16 protein-coding genes are annotated in these 19,719 nt (G+C 74.6%); 3 read left to right on the plus strand and 13 right to left on the minus strand.

The features are described 5' to 3' along the window. Positions 1 to 5 precede the first annotated feature (5 nt). From GPA02_RS06150 to GPA02_RS06185, 8 genes are all read right to left on the minus strand, one after another. Positions 6 to 1,448 (minus strand): serine/threonine-protein kinase, encoded by a 1,443-nt coding sequence (locus GPA02_RS06150; RefSeq protein ID WP_156199035.1) that lies wholly within the window; start codon positions 1,446 to 1,448, stop codon positions 6 to 8. 13 nt (positions 1,449 to 1,461) lie between these two features. Then, complete coding sequence (locus tag GPA02_RS06155) at positions 1,462 to 2,958, minus strand: FHA domain-containing protein (RefSeq protein WP_156199036.1); 1,497 nt, start codon at positions 2,956 to 2,958, stop codon at positions 1,462 to 1,464. Between the two features lie 34 nt (positions 2,959 to 2,992). Then, entirely contained in the window at positions 2,993 to 3,880 is an 888-nt protein-coding gene (locus GPA02_RS06160) for a PP2C family protein-serine/threonine phosphatase (protein WP_156199037.1), read from the minus strand. 73 nt (positions 3,881 to 3,953) lie between these two features. Continuing rightward, on the minus strand, positions 3,954 to 5,453 hold the full coding sequence (locus GPA02_RS06165) for an alpha/beta hydrolase family protein (RefSeq protein ID WP_156199038.1): 1,500 nt from the start codon (positions 5,451 to 5,453) through the stop codon (positions 3,954 to 3,956). A 68-nt stretch (positions 5,454 to 5,521) separates the two neighbouring features. Next, positions 5,522 to 6,442 carry a GTPase Era gene (era, locus tag GPA02_RS06170; protein WP_156199039.1) on the minus strand — a complete coding sequence of 307 codons (921 nt, stop codon included), beginning with the start codon at positions 6,440 to 6,442 and terminating at the stop codon, positions 5,522 to 5,524. Next, a complete protein-coding gene (locus tag GPA02_RS06175) occupies positions 6,439 to 7,761 on the minus strand; it encodes a hemolysin family protein (RefSeq protein ID WP_156199040.1) in 1,323 nt (440 codons plus the stop codon). Before GPA02_RS06175 ends, era begins: the two co-directional genes overlap by 4 nt. Beyond that, positions 7,758 to 8,210, minus strand: a complete 453-nt coding sequence (gene ybeY / locus GPA02_RS06180; RefSeq protein WP_156199041.1) for an rRNA maturation RNase YbeY — start codon at positions 8,208 to 8,210, stop codon at positions 7,758 to 7,760. The genes GPA02_RS06175 and ybeY overlap by 4 nt, the downstream gene beginning before the upstream one ends. Continuing rightward, positions 8,207 to 9,271 (minus strand): PhoH family protein, encoded by a 1,065-nt coding sequence (locus tag GPA02_RS06185; protein WP_156199042.1) that lies wholly within the window; start codon positions 9,269 to 9,271, stop codon positions 8,207 to 8,209. The genes ybeY and GPA02_RS06185 overlap by 4 nt, the downstream gene beginning before the upstream one ends. Positions 9,272 to 9,363: 92 nt before the next feature. On the opposite strand from GPA02_RS06185, the gene GPA02_RS06190 reads away from it, so the two are divergent. Genes GPA02_RS06190 through GPA02_RS06200 form a run of 3 tightly spaced genes read left to right on the plus strand, consistent with a single transcriptional unit; the run spans position 9,364 to position 12,164 of the window. Next, positions 9,364 to 10,170, plus strand: coding sequence for a helix-turn-helix domain-containing protein (locus GPA02_RS06190; protein ID WP_156199043.1), 807 nt, complete (start codon positions 9,364 to 9,366; stop codon positions 10,168 to 10,170). After that, complete coding sequence (locus GPA02_RS06195) at positions 10,167 to 10,568, plus strand: VOC family protein (RefSeq protein ID WP_156199044.1); 402 nt, start codon at positions 10,167 to 10,169, stop codon at positions 10,566 to 10,568. The genes GPA02_RS06190 and GPA02_RS06195 overlap by 4 nt, the downstream gene beginning before the upstream one ends. Before the next feature lie 54 nt (positions 10,569 to 10,622). Next, positions 10,623 to 12,164 carry a phytoene desaturase family protein gene (locus tag GPA02_RS06200; protein WP_156199045.1) on the plus strand — a complete coding sequence of 514 codons (1,542 nt, stop codon included), beginning with the start codon at positions 10,623 to 10,625 and terminating at the stop codon, positions 12,162 to 12,164. Positions 12,165 to 12,400: 236 nt separating this feature from the next. Here the strand turns inward: GPA02_RS06200 and GPA02_RS06205 are convergent, their stop codons facing one another. The 5 genes from GPA02_RS06205 to GPA02_RS06225 all read right to left on the minus strand — a co-directional run bounded on the left by GPA02_RS06205 (position 12,401) and on the right by GPA02_RS06225 (position 19,644). Next, positions 12,401 to 13,150, minus strand: a complete 750-nt coding sequence (locus tag GPA02_RS06205) for an ABC transporter ATP-binding protein (RefSeq protein ID WP_156199046.1) — start codon at positions 13,148 to 13,150, stop codon at positions 12,401 to 12,403. Continuing rightward, positions 13,147 to 14,310 carry an ABC transporter permease gene (locus GPA02_RS06210; RefSeq protein ID WP_156199047.1) on the minus strand — a complete coding sequence of 388 codons (1,164 nt, stop codon included), beginning with the start codon at positions 14,308 to 14,310 and terminating at the stop codon, positions 13,147 to 13,149. The genes GPA02_RS06205 and GPA02_RS06210 overlap by 4 nt, the downstream gene beginning before the upstream one ends. A gap of 143 nt (positions 14,311 to 14,453) precedes the next feature. Next, a complete protein-coding gene (locus GPA02_RS06215) occupies positions 14,454 to 15,056 on the minus strand; it encodes a TetR/AcrR family transcriptional regulator (protein ID WP_156199048.1) in 603 nt (200 codons plus the stop codon). 61 nt (positions 15,057 to 15,117) lie between these two features. Continuing rightward, positions 15,118 to 15,939, minus strand: a complete 822-nt coding sequence (locus tag GPA02_RS06220) for a carbohydrate-binding family 9-like protein (protein WP_156199049.1) — start codon at positions 15,937 to 15,939, stop codon at positions 15,118 to 15,120. Positions 15,940 to 16,014: 75 nt separating this feature from the next. Continuing rightward, a complete protein-coding gene (locus GPA02_RS06225; RefSeq protein WP_156199050.1) occupies positions 16,015 to 19,644 on the minus strand; it encodes an ATP-binding cassette domain-containing protein in 3,630 nt (1,209 codons plus the stop codon). Between the last annotated feature and the right edge of the window lie 75 nt (positions 19,645 to 19,719).

Below are 19,719 nucleotides of genomic sequence, written 5' to 3' on the forward strand. Positions count from 1 at the left end.
CGAGATCAGCCTGCGCACGTCCGCTCCCAGGACGAGAGCCACGCCTGCTCGGCACGGCTGGCGATCTCGACACACACCGTACCCGGATCCTCGACCTCGAGCATGGTGCCCGCCACCGGTTGCTCGGTGCCCTCCGCGCCCTGCAGCCGCCAGACGTAGGTCAGCTCGCCGTCCCACTCCGGCGCCTCCCACGTGAACCGGACGACGTCGCCGTCGCGCTCGCCGGTGAGGTCCACCGGCGGGTCGGGCACCGCCGTCGGGCCCTCGGTCGGCTCGTCGTCGTGTGTCACCGGCGTGGTGGTGGCGACGTCGTCGGGCACGTCGGGGCTGTTGAGGGCGCCGATGACCACGACCGTCAGCACCGCGAGCACCACCGCGATCGAGGCGAGCAGCGCCGGCCAGCGACGGCGCTGCGGCGCCGGCGGCAGCCCCTGGTCGCCGGGCGGCGGGGTCGGCACCGGCACGGGTGGCAGCGTCGAGTCGGACGGGCCGCCCTGCTGCACGGTCGTGACCATGCGGGCGCGGGTGCGCATGTCGTCCTCGTCGGCCGTCGAGCTCTCCGCCCGCGCCCACGAGGTGTCCGGCACGTCGAGCGTCGTCTGCGACAGATGCATCTCCTGCTCGACCCGCTGCAGCGCACGGCCGAAGGCGGCCGCGCTCGGGTAGCGCGCCTCGGGACGCTTCGCCATCGCACGCACCAGCACCGCCTCGAGCGACGGCGGCACGTCGGGCCGCCCGACCGGCGGCACCGGGTTGCGCTCGATCCGGGTGATCAGCTCGAGCGCCGAGTTGGAGCCGCCCGGCTCCTCGAACGGCGAGCTGCCCTTGAGGAGCGTGTAGACGGTGGCGGCCAGCGAGTAGATGTCGCCCGGCACGCCGCGCACCGCGTCGTCGGCGAAGAACTCCGGCGCCGCCCACGGGATCGACATGCCGACGGCCTCGCCGCCGGGGGTGGTCGTCGACACCACCGAGATGCCAAAGTCGGTCAGCGCGGGCCAGCCGTAGTCGGTCGTGAGCACGTTGGCGGGCTTGATGTCGCGGTGCAGGATCCCGATCCGGTGCGCCGTCTCGACCGCGCCCGCCAGCCGGATCCCGATCCTGATCGCCTCCGCGACCTGGATCCGCTCGGTGCGGTAGCGCGCCGAGAGGTTCGGCCGCGGGCAGTACTCCATCACCAGGTACGGCCGCCCGTCCGCGGCCGTGTCGGCGTGGTAGATCGTCACGATCGACGGGTGCGTGGACAGCTGCGCCATGAGGTTGGCCTCGGCCACGAACTGCTGGCGCGCCGACTCCGAGGACGCGTTCGCGAGCAGCACCTTGACGGCGACCTTGCGGTGCGGCAGCTCCTGGTTGTAGAGGAAGACGTCGGAGAAGCCGCCGGACCCGAGCAGCCTGACGTAGCTGAAGCCCGGGATCTCTGGGGGTGGTGCCGGGGGTCGTCTGGACAAGGGCGCGGGCCGGTCAGTACGCGAGCGGCGTGGTCGTGCTGGGCGGCGACACGACGGCGGTCACGCCGTCGCCGAGGTCGACGACGGTGCCGTGCGGCACCGGCATGCTCTCGCCCGGGTGCAGCCGCCGCGGCGGCGACCCGGGAAGCACCACGACCGTGCCGTTGGTCGAGCGCAGGTCCGTGACGAGCACGTTGTCGCCCTCGAGCTTGATCTCGACGTGCGTGCGCGAGATGTCCTGCTGCGGGCTCGGCACGGTCACCAGCCGCGGCGTCTCGCCGAACGTGAACCGCGAGGACTCCGGCGCCCGGCCGATGAGCACCGGGCGGTCGAGCTCGACCACCTGACCGGTCGACAGCTCCAGCAGCGCCACCGGCACGGGCTGGGCGAGGTCGCGCTCGTCGTCGTGCGGTGCGAGCGTCATGTCGACGGGGTGCTCGTGCGCGGGCAGGTCGGCGGCGCGGATCGTGTGGCCGTCGTGGTCGCCCAGGTCCGCGGCAGCACCGCCGAGCGCGGGCACCGGGCCCGCAGGACCGCCCGACCCGGTGACCGGCGGGCCCCACTGGGAGGCCTGCGGCGGCGGGGGCGCGGGCACCGACCAGGGCTCCTGCAGCGCAGCGGGCCGGATCTCGCCGGCGGCCTGGCCGCCGTCGGGCAGCCCCTCCATCTGCGTACCCTGCGCCGCCTCGGCCCACTCGCTCTCGGCCTCGGCGCCGTCGGCCGCCTCCTCCTCGTCCTCCTCGTCGTCGAGGACGAAGTCGGGCTCGACCTGCTCGCCGGCGGCCGCAGCCGCCTCCTCGTGCGCGGGGTCGAGCGCGGGCTCGTCGGCTCCGGGCTGCTCCTCGACCTCGGGCACGCCGGCATCGTCCGCGGGGCCGGGCTGCTCCGCGGCCGGCGGCGCGTCGACGTCGCTCTGCGCGTCCCCGGGCACGTCGGGCTCCTGCGCGGCGGGCTCGACGTCGGCGGCCGAGAGGAACACGGCGTCGTCGGCCTCCGCCGGTGCGGACTCGGCCACGGCGACCGAGGCACCCGCGGCGTCCGACGTCGGCTCGGTGGCGGCGTGCTCGTTCTCGGCGCCGGGGCCGCCCTCGAGCTCCTCGACGTCGCCGACCTGGATCCGCGCGGCGAGCACCTGGCCGCCCACGAGCGGGAACGCGCGGTCGCTGTCGGCCACCTGGAGCACGACACCGGCGCCCACCGGCGCGACGTGCTCGCGCCACGTGCGCATGCCGCCCGCGGAGACCTCGTGGCCGCCGACGTGCGCGACGACGTCACCGCGCACGACGACGCGGACGCCGTCCTCGCCGGGCTCGACGAACCCGAAGCCGGGCAGCGCGGCGAGGCCGTGGCCCGTCAGCACCTCCAGCCACGCCTCGAGCGAGCCGCCCTGGACGAGCGAGTCCCAGATGCGTGCCACGTCGCCGGCGTCGACCGCCGGGTCCAGCAGCGCGGCGCGCCCGTCGTGCGCGAGCGCGGTCCACTCGCCCGGTCCGTAGACGTAGGAGGTCATCGGGAGCCACCGTCCCCTTCGTGAGGTCGTCGGGTCATCGCGCGTACTCTCTCGGCATCGTGTCCTCGGGATCGTAAGCCCCGGCCAGCCGGGGCGCAGTCACCTCGTCGACGTCCCCGGGCAGCTCGAGGTCGACGACGACGACCGACACGTTGTCGCGGGCGCCGTGCGCCGTCGCACGAGCGAGCAGCCGGCGGGCGGCCGCCTCGGCGTCGTCGCCGTCGCCCAGCGTGGCAGCGATCTCGGCCTCGTCGAGCTCGTTGACGAGGCCGTCGGAGCACAGCAGGATCCGGTCGCCCGAGGTGGCCGCGAGCAGCCAGAAGTCGGGCGTCACGTCCACGCCGCTGCCGACCGCGCGGGTGATCATGTTCCGCATCGGGTGGGTGCGCGCCTGCTCCTCGTCGATCTCACCGGCATCGATGAGCTCCTGCACGACGGAGTGGTCCACGCTGATCCGGCGCAGCCCGGCACCCGACCAGCGGTAGATGCGGGAGTCCCCCACGTTGAACGCCAGCCAGCACAGCCGGTCGTCGGCGCGTGTGAGGACGACACCCGCGAGCGTGGAGCCGGCCGTCATCTCCGCCTCGGACTCGGGCGCGCTCAGCCCCAGCTCGGCGCGGATCCGCGCCTGGGCGTCGACGACCGCCTCGTGCACCTGCTCGGGCGACACCTCGCCGCCGAGGCCGGCGCCGTCGTCGGCGAGCCGGTCGGCGAGGTCGCCGAACGCGGCGACGACCGCACCCGAGGCCATCGCCCCGCGCGCGTGGCCGCCCATGCCGTCGGCGACGCAGAAGACGGGGTGGCGCGCCAGCACCGCGTCCTCGTTCGCCGCGCGACGGCCGCCGGTGTCGGTGACGGCGCCGTACCGGGTCGGCAACGAGGGTTCGGCAGGCTCGGCGGGCTCAGCGGGCTCGGAGGGCATCGTGGCGATCCTATAGTCGCGGGCCGTGCGCGGCCCGGCGGTCGTCGTCGGGGTGCGGGCCACCGCCGGGTGCTCAGAGCACCGGCGGGTAGACGCCCCAGTAGGCGGCGATGAGCAGCAGCCCCAGCGCACCGGCGTGCGTGGCCCACCACAGCAGCCGGCCCGCGAGCCCTGCGCGCTCGTCGCCGCTGCTCCAGCGGCCCGGGTGGAACGGCTTGGCGACCATGACGCTGTGCACCAGCACCGCGGCCGCGAACGCCCCCGCCGCCTGCACCGCGATCCAGCCGCCCAGGACGACGACGTCGTCGGTGCGGTAGTTGAGCGCGAGGTCGGCGACCTGCGCGCAGTACGCGACGAACAGCACGATCACCGCGACGGCGGCGATGCCGGTCGCCGCGGTGTGCCGCGCCACGGGCGCAGGCAGCCGTCGACCGACGCGGCGCCGCGGCAGCGCGGTCAGCACCCACAGCAGCGGCCCGCCGACCAGCAGCAGCGCCGAGCCCACGATGCTCCAGACGAGCATGTCGCCGTTGGCGTACCAGCGCGGCGAGTCGACCGGCTCGGCGCGGTAGGTCTGCTCGGGGGTGGCGCCGGCGACGCGCGGCGACGCCGTCGCGCTCTCGGGCAGCCCCAGCGTCCAGTCCGCGAGCAGCTCGCGGAACCCCGGGGCCAGGTCGCCGTCGACGCGGATGCCGTGGTTGGCGTCGGCGAAGTAGCGCACCGTGCACCGGTCGTTGCCGACCTCGGCGATGTCGTTCATCAGCTGGATCGGTCCCTGCACGATCGGCATCGAGGCGTCGTGAGTGCCGTAGACCATGAGCACCGGCTGCCGCAGCTGTCGCTGCCAGGGCGTCACGTCGAAGTCGACGTACTCCATCCCGCCGCCCGGCACGCTCGCGCCGGTCGCGCGCGGGATCGCCCGGAACACCGGCCACGGCACGTGCGTGTTGCGCAGGTAGCTGTCCATCGCGAACGCGGCCTGCTCGCGCGGCGGCACCACGGGCGCCGACACGAGCACGACGAACGCCACCCGCGGCTCCAGCACCGCGGCGACCGGCGCGATCCAGGCGCCCTCGCTCTCGCCGTAGACGCCGACCGCGCCCGGGTCGACGCCCGGGGACGACGCCAGCAGCTCCCAGGACACCAGGTAGTCGCGTGCCATCGCGACGTAGTCGCGCGAGGTCGTCGTGTAGGTGTCCATGCGCTTGGCGGGCACGAGCACGTGCACGCCCGCGCTCGCCAACGCCTGCGCCTGCTCGGCGAAGTTCGTGTGGCTGCCGGTGCCCGCGCCGTGCATGAACAGCATGCCGGGCTGGCCGTCGGGCGCCCCGACGGGCACCGTGAGGCGCGCGGTGACGGTCGCGCCGTCGAGCTCGACCTCGAGGTCGGTGCTCGTGGTCTCGTAGGTGCCGACGGGGGCCGTCTGCCGGTCGACGACGACACCGACGTCCGGGCTCTCGACCGTGAGGCTCTCGGTCAGCGGCTCGGGCTGCCACCGGGGCCCCGCGATCGACCCGATCAGCCCGAGGAGGAGGATCGTGCCCAGGACGGCGAGCACGAACCTGACCTTCACGCCCGACAGGGTAACGAGGTCCGGGGCACGGACCGCACCACGTCTCGCCGCCGGGCGCTGCCACGGGGTCAGAAGCCCAGGCGACGCAGCTGCTTGGGGTCGCGCTGCCAGTCCTTCGCGATCCGCACGTGCAGGTCGAGGTAGACCGCCGCCCCGAGCAGCGCCTCGATGCCGTGCCGGGCGCGTGTGCCGACGTCGCGCAGGCGCGCCCCCTTGGCGCCGATGACGATCGCCTTCTGGCTGTCGCGCTCGACGTAGACGTCGGCGCGCACGTCGATCATGCGGCGGCCGTCGCGGTGCGGCTGCTCGCGCTCGACCATCTCCTCGACCACGACCGCGAGCGAGTGCGGCAGCTCGTCGCGCACGCCCTCGAGGGCGGCCTCACGGATCAGCTCGGCCACCATGACGTGGTCGGGCTCGTCGGTCAGCTCGCCCTCGGGGTACAGCGGCGGCGACTCCGGCACGTAGCTCAGGAGCAGGTCGACGAGCAGGTCGAGCTGGATGTCCTTGACCGCCGAGACCGGCACGATCTCGGCCCAGTCGCCCAGCTCCGCGATCGCGAGCAGGTGCTCGGCGAGCCGCTCCTTGCTCACGGCGTCGGCCTTGGTCGCGACCGCCACCACCGGCGTGCGCCCCTCGCGCAGCTCCTGGGCGATGAACCGGTCGCCCGGGCCGACGCGCTGGTCGGCGGGCAGGCAGAACACGACGACGTCGACCTCCGACAGGGTGCCGCGCACCAGGTCGTTGAGCCGCTCCCCCAGCAGCGTGCGCGGGCGGTGCAGCCCCGGGGTGTCGACCAGCACGAGCTGGCCGTGCTCGCGGTGCACGATGCCGCGCACGGCGCGCCGCGTCGTCTGCGGCCTCATCGAGGTGATCGCGACCTTCTGGCCCACGAGCGCGTTGGTGAGCGTCGACTTGCCCGCGTTGGGGCGCCCGACGACGCACACGAACCCCGCCCGGAACCCCTTGGTCTGCTCGTCCTGCGTCATCCCTCGACCTCCTCGACCTCGGGCACCGGGGCCCGCGAGACCCGGATGGTGTCGATGCGCCGGCGCCGGCCCGCCGCGCTCACGGCCTCGAGGACGAGCCCGTGCGTCGTCGCGTGGGCACCGACGATCGGGACCTTGCCGAGCGCCTTGGCGAGCAGCCCCGCGACCGTGTCGACGTCGTCGTCGTCGAGCTCGAGCTCGAACAGGTCGCCGACCTCGTCCAGCGGCATCCGCGCCGGCACCAGGAAGCCACCCTCGCCGTCGGGCTCGACCTCGGGCTCGCTGCGGTCGTGCTCGTCGGTCAGCTCGCCGACGACCTCCTCGAGCACGTCCTCGATCGTCACCAGGCCCGCGATGCCGCCCCACTCGTCGAAGACGAGCGCGATGTGGATGCCCGAGCTGCGCATCAGCTCGAGCACCTCGTCGACCGGCTTGGTCTCGGGGACGAGCACCGGCTCGCGCAGCGTGACGTCGACCGGCTCGCTCTCCCGGTCCGGCCGGTCGGCGGTGTAGCGCAGCAGGTCCTTGAGGTAGAGCACGCCGCGGAGGTCGTCGATGCTGTCGCCGACCACGGGCACCCGCGAGAAACCCGACCGGACGAACAGGTTGCGCGCCTTGGCCAGCGGTGTGCCCGAGGCGAGCGTCACCATGTCGGTGCGCGGCACCATCACCTCGCGCACGATCGTCGAGCCGAGCTCGAAGACGCCCTGCAGCATCTCGCGCTCGTCGTCGTCGATCTGCTCGCTCTCGCTCACGCGGTCGACCATGTGGCGCAGCGCCTCCTCCTCGACCGCGCGCTGCTCCTCGGCGGTGCGGCCGGCGCGCTCGCCGAGCCGCGCGGCCAGCCGCGCCACCGGCTGCGCGAGCCGGCCGAGCACCACCATCGTGGGCCCGACGACCGCGAGCACCCCGACGGGGTCGCGGCGCCCGACGCGTCGGGGGCTGGCTCCGACGACGACGAGCATGATCAGCGCCGAGAGCAGGATCGAGCCGACCAGCACCTGCCACCAGGTGTCGAGCAGACCGACGAGCACCAGCGTGAGGCAGACGGCGCCCGCCATCTCGGCGAGCACCCGCAGGAACGTCGTCGCCTGCGCGGCCGGTCGCGGCGACTCCGCCAGCGCGACCGCGGCCCTGGCGCCGCGACGCCCCTCGACCTCCGCCTCGTGCGCCGCCGTCCGGGTGATGCTGCGGACCGCCTCCTCGCCCGCCGAGAGCATCGCGCCGAGGCTGAGCGACGCGAGCGCGAGCAGCAGCAGCGGACTGACCGGCACCCCCTCGGCGGGACCGGTGGTGGCGGCGAGGAGCGCCCCGCTCATCGGTGGGCGAGGAAGGTGAGCAGGAGGCGTCGCTGCAGCGCGAACATCTCCTTCTCGTCCTCGGGCTCGGCGTGGTCGAAGCCGAGCAGGTGCAGGATGCCGTGCGTGGTGAGGAGGAGCATCTCCTCCTCGGGCGAGTGGCCCGCGGCGCGCGCCTGCGCGACCGCCACCTCGGGGCACACGACGACCGAGCCGAGGATGCCCTCCTCGCTCGGGGTCTCCGCGTCGCCGGGCCGCAGCTCGTCCATCGGGAACGAGAGGACGTCGGTCGGGCCCTCCTCGTCCATCCAGCGCACGTGCAGGTCGGCCATGACGTCGGTCGTGACGAACCGGATCTCCAGCTCGGCCTGCGGGTGCACGTGCATCTCGTCGAGCACGTAGGTCGCGAGCTCGCTGAACTCGACCTCGTCCAGCGGGTAGCCGGACTCGTTGGTGACGTCGGTGCTCATCGGGACGCCTGACCGCCTCGCGCCTCGCGCGGGCCGCGCGTCTGCCGGGGTCGGCTCTCGCGCGACCTGCGCTCCCCCTCGCCGGACTGGGTGGCGTCCCAGCGGGCGTAGGCGTCGATGATGTCGCCGACGAGCCGGTGCCGCACGACGTCGGCGCTGGTGAGCCGGCAGAACTCGACGTCCTCGATGTCGTCGAGGATCTCCTGCACGACCTTGAGCCCCGACTGCGTGCCGCCGGGCAGGTCGATCTGCGTGACGTCGCCCGTCACGACGATCTTGCTGCCGAAGCCCAGCCGCGTGAGGAACATCTTCATCTGCTCGGCCGAGGTGTTCTGCGCCTCGTCGAGGATGATGAACGCGTCGTTGAGCGTGCGCCCGCGCATGTAGGCGAGCGGCGCGACCTCGATCGTGCCGGCGGCCATGAGGCGCGGGATCGAGTCGGGGTCGACCATGTCGTGCAGCGCGTCGTAGAGCGGCCGCAGGTAGGGGTCGATCTTGTCGTTGAGCGTCCCGGGCAGGAACCCGAGCCGCTCGCCGGCCTCGACCGCGGGCCGCGTGAGCACGATGCGGTTGACCTGCTTCGACTGCAGCGCCTGCACCGCCTTGGCCATCGCGAGGTAGGTCTTGCCGGTGCCGGCCGGGCCGATGCCGAACACCACCGTGTGGCGGTCGATCGCCTCGACGTAGTCCTTCTGTCCCACCGTCTTGGGCCTGATGGTGCGCCCGCGGGTGGACAGGATGTTCATCGTGAGGACCTGTGCCGGCCGGTCGGTCGTCGCGGCCGTGAGGATCGCGATCGCACGCTCGACGGCGTCGGCCTCCAGGGGCTGGCCGCTGGCCGCCACCTGGCTGAGCTCGTCGAGGAGTCGCTCGGCGAGCGCGACGTCGCCGGAGGGCCCGGTGAGCGTCACGACGTTGCCGCGCACGTGGACGTCGACGCCGCGGAAGCCGGCCTCGATCGCGCGCAGCACCTCGTCGCGGCGACCGAGCAGGGCGACCATGGGGACGTCGTCGGGAACCGTCACCTGGTGGGTGACGCTGGCGGTTGAGCTCTCGGTCATGGGTGGGCGGTACGCCCCGGTTCCCCTCGTCGGTGATGGTTGCCCGACCAGCGTACCGGTCCGCGGCCCGGCGTACCTGGCACGATGGGGGCATGGGCGTCGCAGCGGCCGCCGCGCTCGCCCCGTACGTCCGGAGCATGTCGGTCTACGACATCACCGGGCCGCCGGGCGTGCACCTCGGGCTGCCGTCGACGCAGGTCTCGGTCGTGCTCCCGGTGGACGACCCGCTCGACGTCGCGTGGTCGGGCGACCCGGGCAGCCGGCAGCGCTCGTGGCAGTCGGTCAGCGGGCTGCACACGCGACCGGCGCACATCCGGCACGGCGGACGGATGGCCGGCGTCTGCCTCGGGCTGACGCCCGCGGGTGCCCGAGCCCTGCTCGGTGTGCCCGCGGGGGCGCTCGCGGGCACCCTCGTCGAGCTCGACGACGTCGACCGCTCGTTCCGGACCCTTCCCGAACGGCTGGCGACGACCCCGTCCTCGGGCTGGGGCGCCGCCGTCGGCAGGGCGCTGCTGCAGGCGCTGGAGCGCCGCGAGGCGCGCGCGCCACGCGCCGAGGTGGGGCGCGCGCTGGCACTGCTGACGCGCGGCGCCGCGGTCTCCGCCGTCGCGTCCGACGTCGGCCTGACGCGGCGGCACCTGGGCGAGCTGGTCCGGGTCGAGACCGGCGTGACGCCGCAGCGGTGGCGGCAGCTGGCGCGGTTCCAGCGCAGCCAGCCGATGGTGGCCGCGGGACGCAGACTGGCCGACGTCGCAGCCGCCTGCGGGTACGCCGATCAGGCCCACCTGGCGCGCGAGTGGCGCGAGCTCGCGGGCTGCAGCCCGACGGCGTGGCGGCGCCAGGAGCTCCCGATCGTTCAAGACATGGCGGCGTCGCGTCAGCAGGATGGTGAGGCATGAGCGACAGCACGGTCCGCGCGGCGGACATCAAGCACTGGCAGAACATCACCTTCAACGACACCGCGGTCATGACCGCGTGGCTGGCCGCCATCGGCGTCCGGGAGCACGCGGTGTACCGGTCCGAGGACGACCCGGACGTGATCGTGCACGGCGAGTGGATCGGGCCCGGCGGGGCCGGGTTCATGGGCGGTTCCGCCCGCGAGGGCGCCGGGTCGCCCCCCGGTCAGGCCGCCGCGTACCTGGTGGTCGACGACCCCGACGACATCGTCGAGCGCGCGCTCGCCGCGGGTGCGACGATCATGGATCCCGTGAGCGACAAGGACTACGGCGGGCGCGGCGGCACGGTGCTCGACCCCGAGGGCAACCAGTGGTCGTTCGGCACCTACCAGCCCAGCTGAGGGGGCCGGGCGACCGACCCGGGCCGCGACGACCGTGACGAGCAGGAGCGGCGGATGCGGGTGATCGTCGTCGGGGGCGGCCACAACGCGCTGGTCGCCGCGACCTACCTCGCGCGGGCGGGCCACGACGTCGAGGTCCTCGAGGCCAAGGACCACGTCGGCGGGGCCGCCGTGAGCGAGCGACCCTTCCCCGGTGTCGACGTCCGGCTCTCGCGCTACTCCTACCTCGTCAGCCTGCTGCCGGACGCCCTGGCGGACGACCTCGGGCTCGACCTCGAGCTCCGGCACCGCCAGGTGTCGTCCTGCACCCCCTACCCGGGTCCGGGCGGTCCGGCCGCGCTCGTCGTCACCGACGACCGCGCGGCGACCCGGGCGTCCTTCCGCGACCGCACCGGCGACGACGCCGAGCACGACGCGTGGGAGTCGTTCTACGCCGACGCCCAGGTGCTCGTGGATGCGCTCGCGAGCACGGTGCTGCAGCCGCTGCCGAGCGAGGCGACCGTCCGGGACGCGGTGCCCGACACCGTCTGGCGCGACCTCGTGGCGCGACCGCTGGGTGAGGCGCTCGAGCGTCGCTTCCACGACGACCTCGTGCGCGGCGTGGTCGCGACCGATGCGCTCATCGGCACGTTCGCGTCGCTGCGCGAGACCTCGCTCGTGCAGAACCGCTGCTTCCTCTACCACGTGCTCGGCGGGCCGTGGCGGGTGCCGGTCGGCGGCATGGGCGCGGTGACCGCGGCGCTCGCGCGGGCGGCACGCGAGGCCGGGGCGCGGCTGACGACGGGCGCCCGGGTGAGCGCCGTCGAGCCGGACGAGGCCGGGGTGACGGTCCGCACCGCCGACGACGGCGAGCAGGCCCGCCGCGCCGACTGGGTGCTCAGCGGCGTGGCGCCTGCGACGCTCGACGGCCTGACGGCACGGGGCGGCGCGTCGGGTCCTCGCCCCGTCGGGGCCCAGCTCAAGCTCAACATGGTGCTCGAGCGGCTGCCGCGGCTGCGCAGCGGGGTCGACCCTGCGGTCGCGTTCGCCGGCACGCTGCACAGCGGCGAGGGGTACGACGACCTCGAGCGCGTGCACCGCGCGGTCGCCGCGGGCACGCCGCTGGGCGACCTGCCGGGCGCGCCGCCCGGCGAGGTCTACTGCCACACGCTCACCGACGACTCGATCCTCTCCCCCGCGCTCGCCGCCGCCGGCGTGCACACGCTCACCTACTTCGGGCTGCACGTGCGCGCCGACGACCCGACGCCGCGGGACCGGCTGGTGGCGCAGGCGGTCGCCGGGCTGGAGACGCACCTGGCCGAGCCGCTCGCGCCGCTGCTGCTGCGCGACGCCCGCGGCGAGCCGTGCCTGGAGGCCAAGGTGCCGCTCGACGTCGAGGCCGACCTCGGGATGCCCGGCGGCCACATCTTCCACGGCGACCTCTCCTGGCCGTGGCTGCCCGGCGACGCCGTCGCCGAGGACCCGGCCAGGCGCTGGGGCGTCGCGACCGCCTACCCGCGCGTGCTCGTGTGCGGCTCCGGCGCCGTGCGGGGCGGCGCAGTCAGCGGCATCGCCGGCCACAACGCCGCCCACGCCCTCCTCGAGCTGGCGGACTGACCGCGCGGTCGAGCACACGTGGCCCGAGACCCGGTTGGGGGCAGGACTGGGTCGAAAGCCGGTAGGGGCAGAACCGGGTTGAAAGCCGGTAGGGGGGGGCAGAACCGGGTTGAAAGCCAGTAGGGGGGCAGAAGTCGGTCGAAAGCAACCCCTCCGGATTCAACCCACTTCTGCCCCCGGAGACGGTTTCAACCCACTTCTGCCCCCGGTCCGGGTCTCGGCCGGGTCGTCCCGTGTCAGGCGGAGGCCGGCGAGAGCCGGCCGTCGACCATCTCGAGCACGCGGTCGCAGCGGGCCAGGACGTCGTGGTCGTGGGTCACCATGACGCCGGCGACCCCGCGCTCGTGGCACTGCTCGGCGAGCAGCGCCACGACGTCCTGGCTGCGCGCGCGGTCCAGTGCGGCGGTCGGCTCGTCGACCAGCAGCACCGCGGGCTCGTTGACGAGCGCGCGGGCGATGCTCACGCGCTGCCGCTCGCCGCCGGAGAGCTGACCGGGGCGGCTGCCGGCGCGGTGACCCATGCCGACCGCGTCCAGCAGCGGCTGCGGGTCGAAGCTGCGGGCGCGGCCACGCTTGTGCGCGATCCGGTACGCCAGCCGCAGCTGGTCGGCCGCGGTCAGCGCGGGCAGCAGGTTGCCGCTCTGGAAGACGTAGCCGAGGCGCTCGCGGCGGAACCGCGCCAACGCGCTCTGGCCACCGCGCTCCCACAGCGGGCCGAGGTCCTGGTCGAGGACCCGCACCGACCCGGAGGTCGGGGCGGCCAGCGCGCCGGCGACGGCGAGCAGCGAGGACTTGCCGGCGCCCGACGGGCCGATGATCGCGACGAGCTCGCCGGGGTGCACCTGGAGGTCGACGCCGTCGAGCGCGCGGACCTTGCCCTCGCCGTCGCCGACCTCGAGGGTGACGTCCTGCAGCACGAGCGTGGCTGCGGAACGGTCGCCGGCGGCCTCGGCCGCGACGGTGGGGGCGGTTGCGGGCTGCGTCATCGGGCTCCTCCGAGGGCAGTGACGGGTTCGATTCGGGTGACGCGGAGCACGGCGACGGCGGCACCCGCCAGACCGAGCAGGATCGTGACGACCGACGCGACGGCGATCGGCCCGGCCTCGAGGGAGAACGGCATCCCCTCGGGCATGAGGGCGCCGAGGCCCAGCCCCACGGCGACGCCGACGGCGGTGAACGTCACCAGCAGGATGCCCGCCTGCGTGAGGCCGTCGCGGACCAGGTAGCGCGCCGAGGCGCCCATCGCGCGCAGCACGGCGAGCTCGTGCCCGCGCTGGATCGTCCAGACGGTGAAGAACGCACCGACGACCAGCGCGCCGATCGCGTACAGGAACCACTGGATCATCGCGAGCGTCAGCGTCTCGGCCTGGTAGCCCGGGGAGGCGTTGAAGGACTCGACGAGCGTCATCGTGGTGGTGCCGGCGGCGGCGTCGGCCGCTGCGACCGCGTCGGTGTCGCCGGACGCGAGAGCGGACCCGGGCACCGCCTGCAGGGCGATCGCCGAGGCGTGGTCGGCGTCGACACCCGCGAGGTCGGCCTCGGTCGGGGCGGCGCCCGCCGGGGCGTCGCCGAGCGTGATCAGCCGCCACGTGGCGAGCGGGGCGTAGGCGACGTCGACGTGGCCGAACGTGGCCTGTCCCTGCGTGAAGCCGACGACCTCCAGCTCGGTCTCGGTCTGGTCGAGCGTGACGACCGTGCCGAGCTCGACACCCTCGGACCGCAGGGTCTCCGAGACGACGATGCCGGCCGGGGCGCCGAGCCCGGAGCCGTCTGACGGCGTCGGGGCGAGGAAGGAGTCCTCCTCGACACCGAAGACCGTGAGGTCGATCTGCGTGCCGTCGTCGGTCACCGCGTTGACGATCGCGACACCGATCGGCGTCGCGGCCTCCACGTCGGGCTGGTCGCGCCACGCGGCGAGCTGCTCGCCGTCGACGACCGAGCGGGAGAACGCGTTGTCGGTCTTGGTGCCCTCGTCGAAGGCGAAGGCGGTGACGGGCAGGTTCTTGAGGCCGGAGACGCCGTCGTTGACGAGGCCTCCGGAGAGACCGGACAGCATGACCATGAGCACGGCGATCAGAGCGATCACCACCCCCATGAGGCCGAACCGGCCACGAGCGTGGGTCAGCTCACGCACAGCGAGGAACACGGGAACCCTTCGGGGTCGCGCTGCCGCGGGCCGGGCGGGCAGGACGCCTGCGCACCAGCTCTTGCCGACAGCATGTCGAGAAGATGGTTCCAGTCTGCCACAGATCCCGACGGCCTGTCGGGTCGGGTGGTGTGAGCCCGCTCTCAGGAGCGGGCGACGACGCCGGTGCCCCCGAGCTCGCGCACCATCGGGGCGATGACGGCCGTCAGCGTCCGCACGACGTCGTCGAGCGAGCGGTCGCCGTCGAGCTGCAGGGTGGCGCCGTGCACGACCGCGTTGACCAGCTCCGCGACCTGCTCGGGTGCCGCGACGCCGACGTCGGCCAGGGCCCGCACGAGCGGCTCCTGGATCTCGCGGTGCATCCGCGCCGCCTGCTCGTCGAGCAGCTCGCCCGGCTCCAGCGCGGCGAGCGCGCTGCCGACGGCGTGCGCACCCTCGGCCACCAGCTCGAGGTTCGCGACGGCGTACGCGAGCACCTGGTCCGCCGTCGAGCCGGCCGCGGCCATCGCCGAGGTCACACGCTCGGTCCAGCGCGGGAAGACGTCGCGCACCATCGCCTGCAGCAGCTCCTGCCGCGAGCCGAAGTACTGGTAGACGCTGGTCCGCGCGAGCCCTGCGCGCGCCGCCACCTCCGCGAGCCCGGGCGCCTCACCGGTCTCGACCAGCAGCGCGTGCGCGGCGTCGAGCAGGGCGCGCTCACGGGCGGCCCTGTGCTCGACCAGCGTCGGCTCGACGATGCGGGGCATGCTCCGACCCTACCGACGCGCCGTGCCGAGAACCTTGTCGCGACGGTGCAGGTGCGCGACGTCACACGAGGTCGTCACCGATCTCCACCTGCGTGAACAGCTCGGGTACGTGCGAGTCCCAGACGCCGTGCGGGCTCCACACCCAGCCGCCGGAGTCCTCCGCCGGGGGCGCGGCCCTGTAGGTGTTGAAGCGAGAGGCGTCGATCCGCCAGACGTCGCCGGGACGGGGCGGCAGCGCGATGCCGTCGTGCCCGTGCGTGAGCACACCCAGCGACTGCCACGGCACGGCGATCTCGGCCGTCCATCCGCGGTCGCGGTCGCTGCTGTCGTTCAGGGTGCCGTCGACGGCGACCGCCGCCCGCAGGCCCGGCAGGTCCCACCGGAAGAAGCCCTCGCGGCGACCGCGCGGGTGGTTCAGCCCGACGCCGTCGAAGGGCTGGTGTCCCTCGGTGCCGGGTGCGAGCCCCGGCAGCGCGTCGAAGCCGGAGGCGCGGTAGGCGTCGGACCACACGAACAGCGCCTCGTAGATCGTGCCGAGCGCGTTGATCTCGAGCTCGTAGTAGGCGTCCGGGCCCGCGACGAACAGCTCGACGTCGTTGTCGTTGTAGACGAGGTCGTCGCGCTCGGTGACCCGCGCCTCGACGAACGGCTCCTCGACCCAGAAGCCGACGTAGAGGTGCTCGGCGTCCCACAGCACCGCCACCTCGGTGCCGTGCACGGTCTCGGTGCCGTGCACCATGTCCCGGAACCGGGGTGAGCGCGGTGCTCGCTGCCACGCCGGCTCGTCGAGCCGGCCGTCGACCGTGATCGGCTCGGCGACCCGCAGGGCGCGCCAGCGCTCGACCTTCTCCTCCGGCCACGGGAACGGCCAGCTCCGCGTCATGGCCGGACAGTAGCGGGACCGACGGCGTGCGCGACGCCGCCGCTCACGGCGCGGCCGCCGTTCGCACCGGGGGGCTCAGCCGGCCAGGTGCGCCCACCGGGGGGCCAGCCGGTCCCACGGGCCGACCTCGGCGACCTCGCCGTCGACCAGCACGACCACCCGGTCGGCGCGGGCCAGCGCCGCGCGCTTCGAGGTGGCCCCGACCACGGTGGTGCCGCGCTCGCGCAGAGCGCTCCACAGCTCGATCTCGGTGGCCGCGTCGAGCGCGCTCGACACGTCGTCGGCCAGCAGCAGCTCGGCCTCGGTCGCGAGCGCGCGGGCCAGCGCCAGCCGCTGCACCTGGCCGCCCGAGAGGCGGACGCCGCGGTGCCCCACGAGCGCGTGCGGCCCACCGGCCTCCTCGACGTCCTGGGTCAGCCGAGCACCGCGCAGCGGGCCCTCCAGCGCGCGGGGGTGGTCGAGCGTGATGTTCTCGGCGAACGTGCCCGACAGCACGCGCGGCACCTGGGCCACGTGCGCGACCTGCGCGGGCCGCAGGAACGCCTGCGCGTCCTCGACGTCGCTGCCGTTCCACCGCACCTCGCCGGTGTGCTCCACGAGACCCGCCAGGGCCGACAGCAGCGAGGACTTGCCCGAGCCCACCTGGCCGAGCAGCAGCACCAGCTCGCCGCGGCGGATCTCGAGGTCGACGCCGAGCACGCCGATCGTGCCGTCGTCGTGCACCGCGCTGACGCCGCGCAGCTCCAGCCGTTGCAGCGGTTCGCGGCGCGCCGGCGGCGGCGCGGGTGCCCGGCCCGTGACGAGGTCGACACCGGTCACGGGCGCGACGAGGTCGACACCGCCCGCGAACCGCGCGGTCGCGACCTGCCACGACCGGGTGCCCGGGGCCTCGGTGACGACCGCGCCCGCCACGATCCCGAACCACGCGAAGCCCGTGACCGCGTTGGCCACCAGCAGCGTCGTCGCGAGGTCCCAGCGGCCCAGCAGCAGCATCCCCCACGACACGACGACACCCGCGGACAGCGTGACCACCGGCACGGCGTCGAGGACCGCCTGCACCCGGTGCTCGAAGATCGCCGCACGCACGCGGCCGGAGTCCACCTCGCCGAGATGACGCCGGACGTCGGGCGTGCGGGCCGCCAGCTTGACGGTGCGGGCGGCGTCGAGCGCCGAGACCAGCGCTCGTCCGAAGCGGGCGCGCGCGGCCGAGGACCGTGTCGCCGACCGGCCCGCGATCGGTCGTCCGATCGCCGAGGCCGCCGCCGAGACCAGCATGACCGCGAGGAGGACGGCACCGGCCGTCCAGGTGCCGCTGATGAGCGCGGTCACCGCGACGACGAGCAGCCCGTTGACGAAGTCGACCCAGCGGTCGGCGTAGCGCACGAACCGGTCCGCGTCCATCGCCCGGGCGACGACCTCGCCGGGTGGCGTGGCGGGCAGCCGGTGCTGCCTGGTCTGCCCGTGCATGACGCGCATCCGGATGCGCAGCAGCACCTCCACCCACCAGCGCGGGTACAGCCCGATCGCGCGCGAGATCAGCAACGGCTGCGTGAGCAGCAGCACCGCGAGCGCGGCCACGAGCCCGATCGGCACCACACCGGCCTGCACCTGCTCGACCGTGCGGCCCCACAGGAAACCGCTCACGGCGCCCTGCGCGGCGACCAGGCTCGCCAGCAGGAACAGCAGCGCGGCGAACAGCCCCCACCGGGGGCGGACGAGCAGCGCACGCAGGATGCCGCGCGCGAGGCCGAGCCCGGTGCCCGGCTCCGGCACCGCCGGCGGCGGACCGGTGCGTCGGCGACCGCCGACGGCCTCGGCCGCCGGTGCCTCGGTCGCCGGAGGTGCGGCTCCGGTCTCGGCAGCCGTCGTCGCGTCCGTGGCCCGCTCCTGCGCGGGCTCGGTGCGCGCGAGCGTGTCGTCGTAGTCCTCGTCGTCGAGCGAGCCGTCGCTCGCGGCGGCGTCGAGCAGCGCACGGAACGGTCCGGGCGTGCGCGCGAGCGCCGCCCGGGCTCCGTGCTGCACGACGCGCCCGTGGTCGAGGACGGCGACGAGGCCGGCGCGCTCGATCGTGCCGAGCCGGTGCGCGATCAGCACCCCGGTGCGGCCGCGCAGCAGCCGCTCCGACGCGGCGACGACGCGCGCCTCGGTGAGCGGGTCCATGCGGGCGGTCGCCTCGTCGAGGACGACCAGCTGCACGTCACGGACGAGCAGGCGCGCGAACGCGACCAGCTGCTCCTCGCCGGCCGAGAGCGTGGTGCCGCCAGGCCCGAGCAGGGTGTCCAGGCCGTCGGGCATCCCCGCGACCCACTCCCCCAGCCCCAGCTCCTCGACGGCCGCCTCGACCCGTGCCCGCGGCACGTCGGCGAACAGCGCGATGTTCTCGGCGAGCGTGCCCGCGAGGATCTCGGTGCGCTGCGTGACGACGCCGATCGCGCGCCGCAGCTCCTGCAGGTCGAGGTCGCGCACGTCGGCACCGCCCAGCAGCACCATGCCACGCCCCGGCTCGACCGCGCGCGAGAGCAGCGAGGCGAGCGTCGACTTGCCGGAGCCGGTGCGCCCCACGAGCGCGATCGTCTCCCCCGCCGGCACGTGCAGGCTGACGTCGCGCAGCGCGAACGCGCCCTCCTCGTAGGCGAAGGTGAGGTCGCGCAGCTCGACGTCGAGCGGGCCGTCCGGCACCGGGTCGCCGCCCTCGGGCTCCGGCTCGACCGCGAGCATCTGGCGCAGCCGCATGACCGCGCCCAGGCCCTCCTGGATGTCCGGGAGGTGGTGCACGAGGTTGTCGATCTGCCCGATGAACATCGCGGTCACCAGGAACAGCGTCACGAGCTGCTGCACCGACAGCCCGCCGCCCGCGGCGAGCACGGCGCTGACGACGGCGGTGGCCGCGAGCAGCGCGTAGGTGAGCAGGCCGGCGCGGCGCAGCAGCCGCTCCTCGACCTGCACCACGCGGCGGAACTTCTCGTGCACGAGCGCGGAGAGCTGCGCGAGGCGGCGCACGGCGAACGGCTGCCCCAGGCTGGTGCGGAGGTCGTTGCGCGCGGCGACCGCCTCCTCGAAGGCGGCGGCGTGGTCGGTCCACGCCATCTCCTCGACGACCTTGCGGCGAGCGATCTCGGCGAGCATGCGACGGGTCGTGGCCCACACGAGGACGCCCAGCACCGGGAACAGCACCCACGCGGGCCACCAGGTCAGCCCGGCCAGCACCCACATCGGGACCGTCGCCACGAGCGTGCGGCCGGCACCCCACAGCTGTCGCCGCACGAGCGTGCCGACGGCGTGCGTGTCGTCGTCGACGCGGTCGAGGATCTCGCCGACCGCCTGCTCGGAGAGCACCGCGAGCGGCTGCCGGAGCGCGGCGCTCAGCAGGTCGCTGCGCAGCCGGCCCTCGGCACGGTCGACGACGCCCGCCCAGATCACCTGCCCGAGCCCGTCGAGCGCGGCACCGCCGACGACGCACAGCGCGAGCAGCACGAGCCCCGCCGTGGTCGGGTCCTCGGCGAGCCGACCGGCCGCCGCGGTGCCGAGCACCTGCCCGATCGCGCCTGCGGTCAGCGCCAGCAGCGCCGCGAGTGCGGCAGGCCGACGCAGCCGGCGCCAGTCGACAGCGCGCGACGGGTCGGGGGCACGCCGGGCGGGCCGCGGTGCCGCCTCGGGGCGGCTCGCGGCCTCGGTGGTCTCGGTGGTCTCGGGAGCGGTGATCATGCCGCCGACGACGCTACGACCGACCACCGACGTCGCCCGACACATTTTCGGCCGCCCCGCCGTGGGGGTGACAAA

The organism is Actinotalea caeni (assembly GCF_009733795.1).
Taxonomy (GTDB): domain Bacteria; phylum Actinomycetota; class Actinomycetes; order Actinomycetales; family Beutenbergiaceae; genus Pseudactinotalea; species Pseudactinotalea caeni.

Coding starts and splice junctions, on each gene's coding strand:
- GPA02_RS06155 (WP_156199036.1), bottom strand. CDS start 2,958: ATGACCTCCTACGTCTACGGACCGGGCGAGTGGACCGCGCTCGCGCAC.
- GPA02_RS06160 (WP_156199037.1), bottom strand. CDS start 3,880: ATGCCCTCCGAGCCCGCTGAGCCCGCCGAGCCTGCCGAACCCTCGTTG.
- era (WP_156199039.1), bottom strand. CDS start 6,442: ATGACGCAGGACGAGCAGACCAAGGGGTTCCGGGCGGGGTTCGTGTGC.
- GPA02_RS06175 (WP_156199040.1), bottom strand. CDS start 7,761: ATGAGCGGGGCGCTCCTCGCCGCCACCACCGGTCCCGCCGAGGGGGTG.
- ybeY (WP_156199041.1), bottom strand. CDS start 8,210: ATGAGCACCGACGTCACCAACGAGTCCGGCTACCCGCTGGACGAGGTC.
- GPA02_RS06185 (WP_156199042.1), bottom strand. CDS start 9,271: ATGACCGAGAGCTCAACCGCCAGCGTCACCCACCAGGTGACGGTTCCC.
- GPA02_RS06190 (WP_156199043.1), top strand. CDS start 9,364: ATGGGCGTCGCAGCGGCCGCCGCGCTCGCCCCGTACGTCCGGAGCATG.
- GPA02_RS06195 (WP_156199044.1), top strand. CDS start 10,167: ATGAGCGACAGCACGGTCCGCGCGGCGGACATCAAGCACTGGCAGAAC.
- GPA02_RS06200 (WP_156199045.1), top strand. CDS start 10,623: ATGCGGGTGATCGTCGTCGGGGGCGGCCACAACGCGCTGGTCGCCGCG.
- GPA02_RS06205 (WP_156199046.1), bottom strand. CDS start 13,150: ATGACGCAGCCCGCAACCGCCCCCACCGTCGCGGCCGAGGCCGCCGGC.
- GPA02_RS06215 (WP_156199048.1), bottom strand. CDS start 15,056: ATGCCCCGCATCGTCGAGCCGACGCTGGTCGAGCACAGGGCCGCCCGT.
- GPA02_RS06220 (WP_156199049.1), bottom strand. CDS start 15,939: ATGACGCGGAGCTGGCCGTTCCCGTGGCCGGAGGAGAAGGTCGAGCGC.
- GPA02_RS06225 (WP_156199050.1), bottom strand. CDS start 19,644: ATGATCACCGCTCCCGAGACCACCGAGACCACCGAGGCCGCGAGCCGC.